Here is a 15557-nt window from a genome sequence, read left to right as displayed (position 1 = left end):
ACGTCGTTGTCTTGCATCAAAGAGCCGCCTTTCGGCTTGCTGCTGTGCACCTCAAACGACGCTTGCTGGTGAGTCGAGCGTGCGGTGCCCTCACCGCCCGCGGGACACGTCGTGAATTCGTCCGTGCAGGCTCCTTGGCGGCACCAATGCCGCCAAGGGCCCTGCAGACAAGCCGCAGATTGGGTGCCCTGTATCCTGCTTCTTACTTGATCTTGACGACCACCTTGCCCTTGGCGCGGCCTTGCGCCAGATACTCCAGCGCCTGCTTTGCCTGGTCGAACGCAAACACCTTGTCGATGACCGGGCGGAGGCGTTCGGCTTCGAGCAGTTCGCCGATTTTGGCCAGTTGCGTGCCATTGGGGCGTACGAACAGGAACGAGTAGGCGACGTTGTGCTTGTTCGCTAGACGGATGATCTTGCGGCTCATCATGGCGAAGACGAATTGCAGCACCACATTCAACCGGCGTGCGCGGGCAAAGGCTGCATCCAGCGGCCCGACCAGCGACACGATCCTGCCGCCGGGTTTGAGGATGGCGAGCGATTTTTCGATCGTATCGCCCCGCATCGTGCCAAGCGCGATGTCGTAGCCGCGCAGCACGGTCTCGAAGTCCTGTTGCCTGTAGTCGACCACCTCATCTGCGCCAAGGCTGTTCACCAGCGCGACATTGCCGGTGCTGGTGGTGGTGCCGACGGTGGCGCCGAGGTGTTTTGCCAACTGGATGGCGATGGTGCCGATACCGCCGGAACCGGCAGGAATGAACACTTTCTGGCCAGGCTGCAGGTCGGCACGTTCCTTCAGGGCCTGCCAGGACGTGAGCGCGACCATCGGCAGCGATGCCGCCTGCACAAAATCCAGATTGGCCGGCTTCAGCGCTGCGGCGCTTTCCGGTACCGCGACATACTCGGCGATGGTGCCACGGCCAAGATCGAACACGCTGGCAAAAATCGCATCGCCCCGCTTGAAGCGGATGACGCGGCTGCCGACGTCGATAACGATCCCGGCCACGTCGCTGCCCAGCGTGGCGGGCAGCTCGAACTTCACCACGGGTTTGAAGATGCCGGTGGGAATCATGTTGTCGATCGGGTTTACGCCAGCGGCATGCACCTCGACCAGCAGTTCGTCGGGCTGCAGCGTCGGGCGGGCGCGCTCGCTGAAGCCGATGTCGGGAGATTTGCCATAGCGTTTGAAGGTGAGTGCTTTCATCTGGTTCGGGTCCACTGCTGTCGTTGTCTGGATGCGTGGCCGGGCGCGATGCGATCCCCGGCCGCCTTCACCTGTGCGCTGGCAACTGCGTGCCTGCCGCCTGATCGCCATGTGGGCGGTTTGCATCGATGCATCCATGCAGCAGGGCGAATGCGCGACACATCAGCGCAGGCCCGCAGCGCTCACCCTGGCAAGCGCTGCGGGCAGGTACGCCGCCGGGCCGGTCAGGCCGCTGGCTGATAGCGCTCGGCGGCGGTGGCCTGGCGGATGTCAGACAGCAGCCCCTGGCGCGCGCCATCCAGTGCGTCCCAACGTTCGGCCACGTGCAGCGGCGGGATGGTGACCAGTTCGCGGCGATCAAAACCAACCAGCGCGGCATCGACCAGTTCGCCCACGTCCATCAGATCGCTGAGCGTGTTGACGTCGATACCGGCACGCCCCCAGATCTCGGTGCGCGTACCGGCCGGCAACACGGCCTGCACATACACGCCCTTGGAGCCCAGCTCCAGGTGCAGCCCCTGCGACAGGAACAGTACGAAGGCCTTGGTGGCGCCATAGACGCTCATGCCGAATTCGGGAGCGAAGCCCACCACCGAGCCGAGGTTGACGATCGCGCCGCTGCCGGACTGCGCAAAGCGCGGCGCAACCGCGGCAGACAGGCGGGTCAACGCGGTGACATTGAGCGCCAGCAGGCGGTCGATTGCCTCGGCGTTCTGCTGCAGGATGCCGCCGGACTGCGCCATGCCTGCGTTGTTGATCAGGACGCCGATTTGCGCGTCGTCGCGCAGGCGGGCTTCCACTGCGGTCAGGTCGGCGGGCTGGGTCAGGTCGGCCTGCAGCACGTCGACGTTGACGCCATGTGCAGCGTGCAGACGCGCCGCCAGCGCATCCAGGCGGGCCTTGTCGCGTGCGACCAGCACCAGGTTGTGGCCACGTTGCGCAAAGCGCTCGGCGTAGACGGCGCCGATACCGGTGGAGGCGCCAGTGATGAGGACAGCGGGAAGTGTGGACATGCAGAATTCCTTGATGACAGTGGATGAAAGACGCCAGGCGAGACAGCCTCAGCCGGCGAGGGACGGGTAGTCGATATAACCTTCGGCGCCACCGCCGTAGAGCGTGGCCGGATTCAACGGCGCCAGCGCTGCGCCGGTGTGCAGACGTTCGACAAGATCGGGGTTGCTGATGAACGGGCGGCCGAAGGCCACCAGGTCGACGTTGCCTGCGCGCAACTGGGCGTTGGCCAGTTCCAGGTCGTAGCCGTTGTTGGCCAGATAGGTACGGGTGAACTTGCTGCGCAGCGCGGCATAGTCGAACGGGGCCGCGTCGCGCGGGCCGCCGGTCGCACCTTCGACCACGTGCAGGTAGACGATGCCCAGCGCATCGAGCTGCTCGGCGATGTAGTCGTAGTGCGGCTGCGGATCGCTGCCGGAAATGCCGCTTGCCGGCGACACCGGCGAGATGCGCACGCCAGTGCGATCGGCACCGATTTCCTTGCTTACGGCGGCCACCACTTCCAGCAACAGGCGCGCGCGGTTTTCGATCGAGCCGCCGTAGGCATCGGTGCGCTGGTTGGCGCCGTCCTTGATGAACTGCTCCAGCAGGTAGCCGTTGGCGCCGTGTATTTCGACACCATCGAAGCCGGCGGCAATCGCATTGGCCGCTGCCTGGCGGAAGTCGTCGACGATGCCCGGCAGTTCGTGCAGCTCAAGGGCGCGTGGTTCGGAGACATCGGCAAAGCCGTTGTTGACGAACACCTTGGTCGCCGCGCGGATCGCCGACGGCGCGACCGGTGCGGCGCCGCCCGGCTGCAGGTCGACATGCGACACCCGGCCCACATGCCACAGCTGCATGAAGATGCGCCCGCCCTTGGCATGCACGGCGTCGGTGACTGCTCGCCAGCCGGCGATCTGCTCGGGCGTGTACAGGCCAGGGGTGTCCTGATAGCCCTGGGCCTGGGGCGAGATCTGGGTGGCCTCGGTGATCAGCAGGCCGGCCGAGGCGCGCTGGGCGTAATAGGTGGCCGCCAGTGCGCTCGGCACCAGGCCGGCGCCCGCACGGTTGCGGGTCAGCGGAGCCATCACGATGCGGTTGGCCAGGGTCAGCGCGCCCAGTGCATAGGGTTCGAACAGCGAAGGGTGGGTCATTGGCGGTGCTCGGAATCAGTGGTTGACAAAGATTACGATCAAAATCTAAAGTGTCAACACTTTGATGACGAATGACATCAAAGTAAGCTGCCGCTCTCCCCAGTCCCGCACAAGCACGGAGTGTCCCCACGATGAAAGTGACCAAGGCACAGGCGCAGGCAAACCGGGCGCACGTCGTCGAGACGGCCTCGGTGCTGTTTCGCGAGCGTGGTTACGAAGGGATCGGCATCGCCGATCTGATGGCCGCTGCAGGGTTCACCCACGGCGGCTTCTACAAGCAGTTCCGCTCCAAGGCGGATCTGATGGCCGAATCGGCGGCCTGCGGGCTGGCCAACATCGCCGCGCAGACCGAGCACGTGGACAAGGCGGATTTCGTGAACTTCTATCTGTCGCGCGGACATCGCGACAGCCTTGCCACCGGTTGCACGATGGCGGCGCTGGGCGCCGATGCCGCGCGCCAGCCGGAGGAAGTGCGCGAGGCGTTCGCCACCGGGGTCGAAAACCTGTTGGCCTCGCTCGACCGCAGCGGCGCTGCGCCCGGCACCGCCGAGGCAGCAGCGGAGCGCGCCAGCAACCTGGACATGATGGCGCACGCCATCGGCGCCATCGTGCTGTCGCGGTCGTGCCCGAACGATTCGCCACTGGCCGACGAAATCATCGCGGTGTGTCGCGACCAGATCCTGTCGTCGTTGCAGGCATCCAACTAACCGACAGGCGTGCATCCGCCACACACGTTGTCGAGCTTTCACCGGTAGGACTGCGTTTTTAGCCAAGCCATCGCTTCCCAGTCGCGGCGTGATCGTCAATCGACTGCCGCCCTGTCACTCACTGCACTCAAGGAAATCCAATGACAAGCAAACCCCCTGTTGCGCTGGTGACCGGCGCCTCCTCCGGCATCGGCGAAGCAACTGCCAACGCGCTGGCTGCCGCCGGTTATACGGTGTACGGCACCAGCCGTCGCGGCGCGCAGTCCGGGCAGCGCGCCTTTACGCTGCTGGCGCTGGATGTGACCAGCGACGAATCGGTCGACGCCGCGATCCAGGAGCTCCTGCGACGGGAAGGGCGCATCGACCTGCTGGTCAATAACGCCGGTTTCGGTGTGTCTCCCGCCGCTGCGGAGGAAAGCTCGATCGAGCAGGCCAAGGCCATCCTCGACACCAACTTCCTCGGTGTCGTGCGCATGACGCGCGCAGTGGTGCCGCACATGCGCCGCCAGAGCAGTGGCCGCATCATCAACATCGGCTCGATCATCGGGCTGGTGCCCACGCCGTATGCGGCGCTGTACGCGGCCAGCAAGCACGCGGTGGAGGGTTACTCCGAAGCGGTGGACCACGAGCTGCGCAGCTACGGAATCCGGGTCACGGTAATCGAGCCGGCCTATACCAGGACCCAGTTCGAAGCGAACACTCTCGCCCCGGATGCGCCACTGGAAAACTACCGTCAGGTGCGTACCCAGGTCGGCCAGGTGGTGGCGCAGGCAATGGCAAGCGCAGACGAGCCCTCTGTCGTCGCCGACGTGGTGGTGAAGGCGGCGCGCGCGCAGCAGCCCAAGGTGCGCTACACCGCGGGCAAGATCGCCGGACAGCTGCAGTTCCTGCGGCGGTTTGCGCCGGCGGGTGTGTTCCAGGCGTTGATTCGCAAGAACCTGCAGCTCGATGCGAAGACGCCACCCGAGACCACGACGCCATCCCACGCCGGATAAGCCCGGCCGACAAACCACTGCAAGTGCCGGCCCTGGCGGTGAGCGCAACAGGTTTCAGCTGCGCCACGCCGGGTTGCACTGCTGCACAAACGAGCCGCAGCGACTGCAGTGTGCATGCCGTTACCGATGCGTCGGTGGTGACGCGGTCGCTCGCGGTCTTGACCCCAACAGGAGAAGGCAATGACCTTCGATGCAGTGGTTGCCGCTCAGACCAGCGAGCCGGTGGTTACCAGGCTGGTCCGGTTCAACGAAGACGCGTTGATGCCGGGCGAGGTGAGGGTTGCTGTCGAGAATTCGACCGGCAACTGCCACCACGCGATGGCGGTGGCGGTGGCGGTGAGCAGAGCTGGCCCGATCATTCGCCATCTTCCGCTGATTCCTGGCGTCGATCTTGCCGGTGTGGTCCAAGCGTCCCGCGATGCCGGCATTGCAGTTGCAGACCGGTTGCTGGTCGATGGCCGGGGATTGCATCAGCCCCACTCTGGCGGCGAGGCGCGGAAGGTGCAGGGGCGCACGGTCGTGGAGGTGAACGCATGAGCGCGCCGACTGCATCGCGCGCATTTCGCTACCTGGCCACGCTGTCGGCGTTGTCGTTCTTCGCGTTGGGCGCTGCCTGGCTGCTGGCGCCTGCGGCCATGCTGGCAAATTGGGGCGTGGCCTTCGACAGCGACGCGCTGGGCGTGCTCGGCCGACGCGCCGCACCGCTGTATGCGGCCATCGGCGTCATGCTGCTGCTGGTGCGAACGGCGCCACCGTCGCCAGGGCGCCGTGCGGTGGTTGCGGGCTTTGTCACCGCGTGCCTGTTGTTGGCAGTGCTGGGCGTGGCGGAGTGGGTGGCCGGGCATGTCAACGCCGGCATCTTCGCGGCAGTTGCGATCGAGATCGGCTTTCCGCTGGCGTTCCTGCTGGTGACGCGTGCCGAGGCCGCGTCGCGGCAAAACGACAAGGCGCGATGATGGCAGGCATGGCGGCACCTGTGGGGTGCTGTCATGCGAGTTGGCGGACATGACACGTTGCAAGACTGGTCAACCAAGCAGTGCGAGCAGTTGGCAACTGGATGAGGATGTCGCATGGAAACCACAGTTGCCGGGGCGGTGCACGCCGATTCCAGTCACGGCTATGTAGCTGTGCCGGCTACGCAGCCTTGCTGTCAGCCGCTCGAAGCCCGGTGCCCGCTCATTTCCTGCCCGGCATCCTTGTCGAAACGCACATGCCACCAGGTGGCGCTGAGGGAAATCAGGCTGACCACGCAGAACGCCAGCGAAAAATCGCGTTGCGCAGGCTGGGTGTGATCGCCGGCCAGCATCGCCAGCTTGAGGATCATTGCGCCGGCGCATACGCCGACCGAGAGCATCAGTTGCTGCAAGGTGGTGTACAGGCTGCTGGCGCGGCTCATGCGCGATGCGGGCACGTTTTCGTAGGCGATGGTGTTGTAGGCGGCGAACTGGAACGACATGAACGCGCCGCAGCACAGCAGCAGGCCGAACATCAGCGCCGGCGGCCAGTCGGGCCGGAACAACGCGCAGACCATGTAGCCCAGGCTGGCGAGCACACCGTTGCCGATCAGGCTGTTGCGATAGCCGAAGCGGCGCAGCAACTGCGGGGTGATGCTGCGCATCAGCAGTGCACCGAGCGCGGTGGCCAGGATCAGGCGCCCGCTGTGTGCGGCACTCATGCCGAAGCCGATCTGGAACAGCAGCGGCAGCAGGAATGGATGCGCGCCCTGGGTGATGCGCATCAGCGCACCGCCGATCACCGACAAGCGGAACGAATCGATCCGCAGCAGGCTCAGGTCCAGCAGCGGAGCGGGGTGGTGGCGTGCATGCCCCAGATACCCCAGCGCAGCGCTGCCGCCGATGGCCAGCAGCCAGCTCGCGGTACCGATGCCGTCCTGCTGGCTGACCATTTCCAGGCCGAACAACAGGCAGCCCAACGCGGTGCCGCACAGCACAAAACCGCGCAGGTCGAAACGTGCCGGCGCCGATTCGGTGGGGATTTCCGGGATGAAACGGCGCACCAGCAAAAAGCCGGCAATGCCGATCGGCACGTTGATGTAGAAGATCCAGCGCCAGTCCAGATACGAGACGAAAAATCCGCCCAGCGGCGGGCCGAGCATCGGGCCGATGAAGGCCGGCACCAGCGTCCAGGCCATGGCCGACACCAGGTGACGGCGCTCCACCGTGCGCAGCAGGATCAGCCGGCCGAGCGGGGCCATCATCGCGCCGCCGGCGCCTTGCAGTACGCGCGCGGCGACCATGGTGGGCAGGCTGTCGGCCAGCGAACACAGGATCGAGCCGCCGACGAACACCCAGATCGATGCGCCGAACACGCGGCGCAGGCCGAAGCGGTCGGCGATCGCGCCGCTGGCCGGGATCAGCACCGCCAGCGCCAGCAGGTAGCTGGTCATGGCGATGCTCATCGCCGGCGCGGCAACGCCGAAATCGCGCGCCAGGGTCGGCAGCGCGGTCGCCAGCACGGTGGCGTCCATCTGCTCCATGAAGATGGCGCAGGCCAGGATCAGCGAGATGATGCGGTAATCGGGATAACGCGGCGGCGTGACGCCGGCCTCGGACACGCTGGAGGACATCGGACTCTCGGTTGCGGGGCCGCATCGGTGGCGCGCAGATGGCGATCGGACCGGCCCGCGTCGCACGGTGTTGTGCGGCGCAACATGGCTATTGTCCGCCCGTGCGAAGCGGTGTTCAAGCACGCGCCAGGCAACACTGCGTACGCATCACAGGGCCGATAACACCACCAGCCCACCTGAGAGAGCCGTACGCCCCGAAAGACGGGCGCGAATGCCTTGTGCCAACTCACCCGATCGGCCCAGAAACTGATCAGCCCGTCCCGCGCTCCCCGCTCTTCGATTCCCGATTCCCCAATCCCCAATCCCAATTCCCGATTCCCGGCTCTTCAGGTCCCCGGCGCCGCGCTATCCCAGGCATCCATGATCTGCAGGACCTGCGGCAACGCCTCGCGAAATTGCTGCACCAGGCGCGGTTCCAGTTGCTTGCCTGCCATGCTGTCGAGCTTGCGCATCGCATCGTCCACCGTCCACGGCGCCTTGTAGGCGCGCCGCCCGCACAGCGCGTCGAACACGTCGGCCACCGCCACGATGCGCGCCGATTCGGGAATGGCCTCGCCGGCCAGGCCGTTGGGATAGCCGCTGCCGTCCCAGCATTCGTGGTGATGCAGCGCGATTTCCGCAGCCAGCTGAAACACCGGCCCGCGTCCGTGCCGCAGCAGGTCGTGGCCGACCTGCGGGTGCTGGCGCACCACGGTGCGTTCGTGTTCGTCCAATGCACCGGGCTTGTGCAGGATGTTGCCGGGCACCGCGATCTTGCCGGCGTCGTGCAGGGGCGCGGCATCCTGCAGCAGCTGCGCCCGTTGCGCCGGCCAGCCGACCTGCTCGGCCAGCACCTGCGCATAGGCGGCCATGCGCCAGATATGCGCGCCGGTGTCGGCATCCTGGCCTTGCCCGGCGGTCCCGAGCAGATGGATCGCATCGCGATAGTGCTGCGCCAGGCGCGCGCTTTCGGCCAGCTTCAACTGGGTGGCGATGCGCGCCTTGAGCAGGGCGGGCGAGTAGGGCTTGCTGACGTAATCGGCCGCGCCCGCTTCCAGTCCGGTACGTTCGTCGTGCTCGCTGCTGCGCGAGGTCACGAACAGGATCGGGATGGCCGTGCTGGCGGGCTGCTGCTTGAGCGTGCGCGCCACCGCATAGCCATCCATATCGGGCAGCTCGACATCCAGCAGGATCAACGCCGGCGTGTGGCGGAGCACCGCCTCCAGCGCTTCGCCGCCGGACTTGGCGAACACCAGCGGAAAATCGTCGCGCAGCAGCTGGCGCAGGGTGGCCAGGTTGCTGGATTCGTCGTCGACACACAGCAGGGGACGATGCGGCATGGAGGCTCCTTGCCAGCCGGCGCGGTGAGCGGTCAGCGCAGGTGAGTGGCTTGCCAGTCGCGCAAGGTGGCCTCGGCGCGACGGAAGTCGAAATCTTCCACCGCACGCTGCAGTGCTTCCTGCAGGTTGCGCGGCAGATGCGGCGCGCAGATCAGCAGCGCGTGGTCGATCCTGTCGGCATCGTCGCTGCCCAGGGCCGCTTCCAGGATCTGCACGCTGTCCGCGTCCAGCGCGGCATCGTCATCGCCTGCTTCCGTGTCGCTGTCGCCGTGTTGCAGGAAGGCATGGACCGCCGCGGCGGTACGCTGCATGGTGTCCTTGAGTGCGAGCAGTGCCGAGGTGATGTCGTGTCCCTGCTCGATGCGGGTTTCCAGGTCGCTGGCGGCACCGGCCAGGGCTGGCAATGCCAGCGACCCGGCCGCGCCGCGCAGCTTGTGCGCCAGCGCACCGATCGCCGGCAGCTCGTTGCGGCGCAGATGTTCGGCTGCGGCCTCGGCCGGGTCGGGGTTGTCGCGCAGCAGTTTGAGCAGATAGCGCTCGTACGGTTCGCGCTCGCGCCACAGGCTGCGTGCACGCGCCGCATCCAGCACCTCCGGGTCGGCGTGTTCCCACTCGGGGCCGCCCTGCACAGCGGCCTCGTGCGGCAGCGACGGGATGCGCCGTACACCCGGCTGCAGGAAGTGGCGGATGGCGGTGACCAGTTCCTCCACATTGAACGGCTTGGCGATGAAACCGTTCATGCCCGCTTCCAGCGCTTTCTCCTGTTGCGGGCGAAAGGCGCCGGCAGTCAGCGCGATCACCGGCAGGCTGGCCAGCGCGGGGATCTGCCGCAGCCGCCGCGTGGCTTCATAGCCATCGACCACCGGCATCTGCACGTCCATCAACACCAGCTGGAACAGCTCCGGCGCACGCCGCAGCGTGTTGATGGCCTGTTCGCCGTCGTGGGCGACCGTGACCATGGCGCCTTCGCCTTCGAGAATGCGCTGCGCCACTTCGCAGTTGATTTCGCTGTCGTCCACCAGCAGCAGATGCGCGCCTTCCAGCCGACGCGCCACGAAGGTGGGCGCCACCGGCCGCGCGCCGGGGCGTTCGTGGACCAGTTGCTCCACCAGCCGGTGCAGCGCCGCGCTGGTCACCGGCTTGGTCATCACCGCATCCAGGTCCTGTTGCTCGGGATGCTGCTCCAGCAGCCGGCGCTCGTAGGCGGTGACCATGACGATCACCGGATGCGGGCCGGGCACGGCGCGTGCACGGATCTGCCGCGCGATCGCCACGCCGTCGATATCGGGCATGCGCCAGTCGAGCAGGAAGATGTCGTAGGGCTCGCTGGCCTGCTCGATCGCCTGTAGGGCGGCCTGGCCGCTGGCGACCGCATCCACGCGCCAGCCGAGTTCGCTGGCGATGCGCACCAGGTTGTTGAGCGCCGCATCGTGGTCGTCGGCGATCAACACCCGCGGCATCGCTTCCGGCGGCAGCGTCGGCAGGTCGCGCTGCGCCAGCGGCGGGGCGGATTTTTCCAGCGTCACCACGAAGTAGAACTCGCTGCCGCGGCCGGGCACGCTTTCCACCTCCAGCTCGCCGCCCATCAATTCGATCAGGCGCCGGCTGATGGTCAGGCCCAGGCCGCTGCCGCCGTAGCGCCGGCTGGTGGAGGTGTCGGCCTGCAGGAACGGCGAGAAGATCAGGCTCTGCTTTTCCTTGGAAATGCCGATGCCGGTGTCGCGCACCGAGAACAGCAGCTTGAGCTTGTTCGGATCGCCGCTGGGGAAGCGCCGTACCGACAGCACCACTTCGCCCTGCTCGGTGAACTTGATCGCGTTGCCGACCAGATTGACCAGCACCTGGTTGATGCGCAGCGCATCGCCGAGCAACCAGCGGCAGTCGCGCGGCAGTGGCTCGACGATCATTTCCACCGGTTTGGTGCTGAGCGAGGAACGCATCAGGTCGGCGATGTTGTCGAACAGTTGATTGAGGTCGAACGGTGCGCGTTCCAGATCGATGCGCCCGGCCTCGATCTTGGAGAAGTCCAGGATGTCGTTGATGATCTCCAGCAGCGAGCGCGCGGAGCGGTCGATCTTGGTCACCATGTCCTGCGCCGCACCGGGCAGTTCGCTGCGCTGGAGCAGGTACAGCATGCCCAGGATCGCGTTCATCGGGGTTCGGATCTCGTGGCTCATGTTGGCCAGGAAATCGGACTTGGACTGGTTGGCGCTCTTGGCCGCATCCATCGCTAGGCGCAGTTGTTTCTCGTGCAGTTTCTGCTCGGTCAGGTCCACCGCCATGCCCAGGTAACCGATCACCTGGTCGTTATCGTCGCGCAGGGTGCTCAGGGTCAGCAGCACCGGCAGGCGGCGGCCTTCGTGGCTGACGTAGGTCCATTCGCTGGTGTCGCTGCGGCCCAGGCTGGTCAGCGCGGCGATTGCCTCCAGCGTATGCGCCACCGGCGCGCCGGTCTGCTCGGAGAGCAGGTGCGCGCGCTGCTGCAGTTCTTCCTGCTCGATGAACTGGCCGGCCTTGCGGCGGCCGATCACCTCGTCGGCGTTGTAGCCCAGCAGTTTTTCCGCGGCGCGATTGAACAGCGTGACAAAGCCGCCGGAGTCGGTGGCGATGATGGCAAAGCCGGCGTGTGCCAGGATCGCCCGGTGCAGCGCGGAGAACTTCATCAATTCGCTGGTGCGTTCGGCGACCTGGTGTTCGAGCGATGCATTCAGGTCGACGATGCGCTGATGCGAACGCACCCGCTCGGAGATGTCGCGGAAGAAATGCGAGTGCCCGCTCAGGGTGGCATCGCGTTCGATGATCGGGGCCTTGCTGGCCAGCACATGGACCAGATGCCCATCGCGATGGCGCATGCTCAGCGCGGCCGAGGTATCGACCGAATGGTGCTCGTCGGCGTGCTCGATGTCGGGGATCGCATATGGCTGCGGCGACAGCAGCATCGTCAGGTTCTGGCCGATCGCCTCGTCCGCGCTGTAGCCGAACATCGCTTCGGCAGCGGGATTCCAGTGGGTGATGTGTCCGTCCGGGGTTTCGGCAACGATGGCCTCGCTGGAATGGCTGACCAGTGCCGCCAGCTCCATCTGTTTGCGCAGCACTTCCTCGCGCCGCAGGCCGTTGCTGAAATACAGCACCAGCAATGCCGCCAGCAGCACCGACACGCCCAGCACCAGGCCGCCGGTCAGCCATGGCGAGGTCTGGTTGAGCGAGGCCAGGAAGCTGGCGGTGGGGTGGGCGGTGATGATCCAGGTGCGGCCGTAGATCTGCAGCTGCTGGATCACCGGCGGGCGACGCGCGCTGTCGCTGGACGGCGTGCCGCTGCGAAAGAAGTTGTGAGTGGGCTCGTTGCGGTCGGACAGATCCAGCGCCACGTCGTCACGCTCGCCCAGGGTGCTTTCCACCATCTGTTCGACGCTGAAGGGCGCGTACACCCAGCCGCTGGTCGCGGCCATGCGCTGTTGCGGCGTCTGCAGCGGCATGCCCTCGCGATAGACCGCCAGCAGCACCAGGAATCCGCTCTCGCTGGGAATGCGATAACCGGACAGCGAGATCGGCGAGGTCATGATCGGCACGCCGCTGCGTGCGGCCTGCAGTGCCGCTGCGCGGCGACGCGGATCGGAGGCGATGTCCAGACCGATCGGACGGTTGCCCGAGGACTCCGGTTCGAAATACAGCACGATGTAACGCTCGCCGTCCCAGGGCGCCAACGGCCGGCGCTTGATGTCCGGTGCACCGTCCGCGCGCGCGGACTGCAGGAAGGCCTCTTCGTCGGCGGGCGCAACGCGATGGATGTAGCCGTAACCCAGTACGCCGGGGAACTCGCGCGTGTAATCGCGCGAGCGGCTGTACAAGGTGAAGCGGTCGCGACTGATGACATCCTTGCCGGCGCCGATCAAGGCACCGCGTGCGCCGCGCAACCCGTGTTCGAAGGTATACATGCGCTCGCTGATGTTGCGCGTCAGCGTGCGCACGACATAGTTGAAACGCTGCTCGCGCTCGAGCTCGTTATGTCGCTGTAGCGACAGGCCGGCGAGAATGGCGGCAATCAGACCTGTGGCGAGAATCAGCAGGGCACCGATCGATGCGCGGCGCCCGTATTTTCTGCGCAGATCCCAGCGGCCATTCGGCATTTCTGTTCCTTTGCCTTGCCTGTTGCGTGCCCGGTGTGCTGGCCGACGGCGAGGTCGGTCTCGTGGTGGCGCCTGACGATCATCAGAACCCGTGCAAACTCCCCGGCGTCCGCACGTGCTTCCGGTGGGCGATCAACGTCATTGCCAATGCATCAGAACGCCAGCCAGATCGATAATGCGTGAAGGGCAAGCCCGATCAGTCCGCCCACCAACGTTCCATTGAACCGAATGTATTGCAGATCGCGTCCGACACCCAATTCCAATTGTTCGACGAGGTGACGTTCGTCCCAACTTTTCATCGTCGACGCGATATGGTCGGTCACCGATGCGCGCAGACGCGTGGTGAGTTTGTCGGCGGCCTGCAACATGTGCTGGTTGAGCGCTTCGCGCAGCGAGGGATCCTGCGACAAGGCCTGGCCGAGCGATTGCATGGAGCGCTCCATGTGCGCGGCCATCGACGATTCTTCACGCGCCAGGTCGTTGCGCAGTGCATCGCGGATCTCGCCCCACAGGCCTTGCACGTAGTCCTGCAAGGCCGGATGTTCGATCACGCGTTGCTTGAGCTCCTCCACGCGCTCGGCCATTGCCGGCTCGTCGCGCAGGCGCGCGATGTAGCGTTGCAGCCACGCTTCGTAGTCGAGCCTGATCGGGTGCTCGGGGGTCTTCAGGATGTCCTGCAACTCCTCGATCGCCGCCCGCGCCATGCGGTCGGCCAGGCTGTCGCCGATCTCCTCGATCGGCTTGACCCAGTTCACCGTGCCGACCAGCTTGGGCCACTCGCGCCGTGCGTAGCGCACGATCAAGGCCGAGGCGCGCGTCTTGACCTGCTCCTGATCCAGCCACTCGCCCAGGCGCAGCAGCACCTCGTCCAGCAATTTCTGATGCCGGCCGTCGGTGGTGAGCAGTGCCATCACATCGCCGACGGTGGCGGCGGCATTCCATTTGCGCAGACGGTCGACCACGAAGCGCTGGATCGCGCGGCGCACCGCGGCCTCGTCCAGCAGTTCCAGCGCCTGCAGCATCCAGCTGCGCGCCGTCTGCGCGAGCATGCGCGCCTGTTCGGGTTTGGCCAGCCATTCGCCGAGGCGGCTGGCCGGGTCGAACACGCGCAGTTTGTCCATCAACGCCTCGGGGGCGAGGAACTGGTCGCGCACGAATATCGCCAGGCCGTCGGCCAGACGGTCCTTGCCGCGCGGCAGGATGGCGGTGTGCGGAATCGGCAGGCCCATCGGCCGCCGGAACAAGGCCACTACCGCGAACCAGTCGGCCAGTGCGCCGACCGTGGCCGCTTCGCAGAAGGCCGAGACCCAGGCCCAGACGCCTTGTTCGCCCATCAGGTGGCTGACGACGAAGCCGGCGAACATGGCCAGCAGCAGGGCCACCGCCAACAGCTTCATGCGCTGCAGCTGGGCACGACGGGGATCGACGGGGCGGGGAGTGCTAACGCTTGGTTCCATCTGCGCAGTGTACCCAGTCGCCGGAGCACGGCATGTCCACAGCCGGGCGTGACGGCGCGGTAGGAGCGCGCCTGAGCGCGACGGCGTTACCGGGAAGGCCATGTCGCGCCCGGGTGCGCTCCTACGGTGATGCACCGTCTGGCACTTAGCCGCGCAGGCGCTCCAGCTGCGATTGCAGCGCGGTCACCTTGGCCTGCAGCGCGGCGTTTTCGTTTTCCAGTTCGGTGACGCGGCGTTGCAGGGCTTTCATGTCGCGGCGTTCGGCTTCGCCGCCTTCGGCCTCGTCGGGCTTGGGTTTGCGCTTGGCGTCGCGTACGCGCTTGGCAGCCTGTTTGAGCTCGGCCTTGCCGGCCTGCGCGGCGGCGCGCTGTTCGTCCTCGGACAAGGTGGCCACGGCAGCGGCGGCGCTGATCGAAATCTCGCCGGCCTTGACCGCCTGCACCACTTCCGGGGCGGCCTGCTTGTGGATGCGCTCGATCATCACCACCTGGTTGTTGCTCAGGCGGGCCTCGCGCGCCAGCTCGGCGCGGCTGACCGGGGTGGAGGTCTCTTCCCACGGCGGGCTGTCGTTGTCCGTGGCCGCCGGCGTGGCGTCGTGGTCGACGCCGGTGGCCGGCTGCTCAATGTCGGCAACCGCCGGCGCTTCGGCAGCGGCGTCGGCGTCGCGCTGGCTGCGCTGGCGCGCGGCCAGGATCTCGCGCTTGCGCAGTGCCAGCACGCCACGCTGGAAGTCCGACACGCTGCGCCGGCCCAGGTGCTGCTCGATCATCCACAGCTGCACGTCCTGCATCGACTGGAAGCGCAGGTTCTGCACGGTCTGGAACGGCAGGTCGTGCTTCTGGCAGATGCCGTAGCGGTTGTGGCCATCCACCAGCACGTCGCCCCACAGCACCAGCGCATCGCGGCAGCCCTCGGCCAGCAGGCTGCGTTCCAGCGCCTCGTGCTCGTCGGGCGTCAGCGGGTCGATGTAGGCCTTGAGTTCTTCTTTGACAACGATGTTCATGCGGCAACTGCGGG

General features: G+C 66.4%; 12 protein-coding genes. 4 read left to right on the top strand and 8 right to left on the bottom strand.

Going from position 1 to position 15557, the window contains the following annotated elements; all coding sequences use genetic code 11:
• Positions 1 to 202: 202 nt before the first annotated feature.
• The 3 genes from AC1PLS_RS12420 to AC1PLS_RS12410 all read right to left on the bottom strand — a co-directional run bounded on the left by AC1PLS_RS12420 (position 203) and on the right by AC1PLS_RS12410 (position 3348).
• Positions 203 to 1330, bottom strand: coding sequence for an NADP-dependent oxidoreductase (locus AC1PLS_RS12420; RefSeq protein ID WP_311736829.1), 1128 nt, complete (start codon positions 1328 to 1330; stop codon positions 203 to 205).
• 98 nt (positions 1331 to 1428) lie between these two features.
• Positions 1429 to 2217 carry an SDR family NAD(P)-dependent oxidoreductase gene (locus AC1PLS_RS12415; RefSeq protein WP_167764102.1) on the bottom strand — a complete coding sequence of 263 codons (789 nt, stop codon included), beginning with the start codon at positions 2215 to 2217 and terminating at the stop codon, positions 1429 to 1431.
• A gap of 48 nt (positions 2218 to 2265) precedes the next feature.
• On the bottom strand, positions 2266 to 3348 hold the full coding sequence (locus tag AC1PLS_RS12410) for an alkene reductase (protein WP_184431366.1): 1083 nt from the start codon (positions 3346 to 3348) through the stop codon (positions 2266 to 2268).
• Positions 3349 to 3479: 131 nt separating this feature from the next.
• On the opposite strand from AC1PLS_RS12410, the gene AC1PLS_RS12405 reads away from it, so the two are divergent.
• From AC1PLS_RS12405 to AC1PLS_RS12390, 4 genes are all read left to right on the top strand, one after another.
• Positions 3480 to 4055 carry a TetR/AcrR family transcriptional regulator gene (locus AC1PLS_RS12405; RefSeq protein ID WP_024940190.1) on the top strand — a complete coding sequence of 192 codons (576 nt, stop codon included), beginning with the start codon at positions 3480 to 3482 and terminating at the stop codon, positions 4053 to 4055.
• 140 nt (positions 4056 to 4195) lie between these two features.
• Positions 4196 to 5050: an oxidoreductase gene (locus AC1PLS_RS12400; RefSeq protein ID WP_184625194.1), complete on the top strand. Its 855-nt coding sequence runs from the start codon at positions 4196 to 4198 to the stop codon at positions 5048 to 5050.
• A 180-nt stretch (positions 5051 to 5230) separates the two neighbouring features.
• A complete protein-coding gene (locus tag AC1PLS_RS12395; protein ID WP_481103742.1) occupies positions 5231 to 5587 on the top strand; it encodes a hypothetical protein in 357 nt (118 codons plus the stop codon).
• Entirely contained in the window at positions 5584 to 6006 is a 423-nt protein-coding gene (locus AC1PLS_RS12390; RefSeq protein ID WP_054593010.1) for a hypothetical protein, read from the top strand. The genes AC1PLS_RS12395 and AC1PLS_RS12390 overlap by 4 nt, the downstream gene beginning before the upstream one ends.
• Before the next feature lie 194 nt (positions 6007 to 6200).
• Here AC1PLS_RS12390 and AC1PLS_RS12385 read toward each other — a convergent pair whose 3' ends face one another.
• From AC1PLS_RS12385 to AC1PLS_RS12365, 5 genes are all read right to left on the bottom strand, one after another.
• Positions 6201 to 7637 (bottom strand): DHA2 family efflux MFS transporter permease subunit, encoded by a 1437-nt coding sequence (locus AC1PLS_RS12385; protein WP_184613686.1) that lies wholly within the window; start codon positions 7635 to 7637, stop codon positions 6201 to 6203.
• A gap of 326 nt (positions 7638 to 7963) precedes the next feature.
• Complete coding sequence (locus tag AC1PLS_RS12380) at positions 7964 to 8956, bottom strand: HD-GYP domain-containing protein (RefSeq protein WP_046343123.1); 993 nt, start codon at positions 8954 to 8956, stop codon at positions 7964 to 7966.
• 32 nt (positions 8957 to 8988) lie between these two features.
• Positions 8989 to 13083: a CHASE domain-containing hybrid sensor histidine kinase/response regulator gene (locus AC1PLS_RS12375; RefSeq protein WP_184431362.1), complete on the bottom strand. Its 4095-nt coding sequence runs from the start codon at positions 13081 to 13083 to the stop codon at positions 8989 to 8991.
• Between the two features lie 152 nt (positions 13084 to 13235).
• A complete protein-coding gene (locus AC1PLS_RS12370) occupies positions 13236 to 14540 on the bottom strand; it encodes a DUF445 domain-containing protein (RefSeq protein ID WP_184431359.1) in 1305 nt (434 codons plus the stop codon).
• 145 nt (positions 14541 to 14685) lie between these two features.
• A complete protein-coding gene (locus AC1PLS_RS12365; RefSeq protein ID WP_481103741.1) occupies positions 14686 to 15543 on the bottom strand; it encodes a plasmid replication/partition related protein in 858 nt (285 codons plus the stop codon).
• Positions 15544 to 15557 lie beyond the last annotated feature (14 nt).

The organism is Xanthomonas sp. NCPPB 3218, from assembly GCF_056725185.1.
Note: the sequence above shows the minus strand (reverse complement) of the source record. Positions and strands in the feature narration are given on the sequence as shown.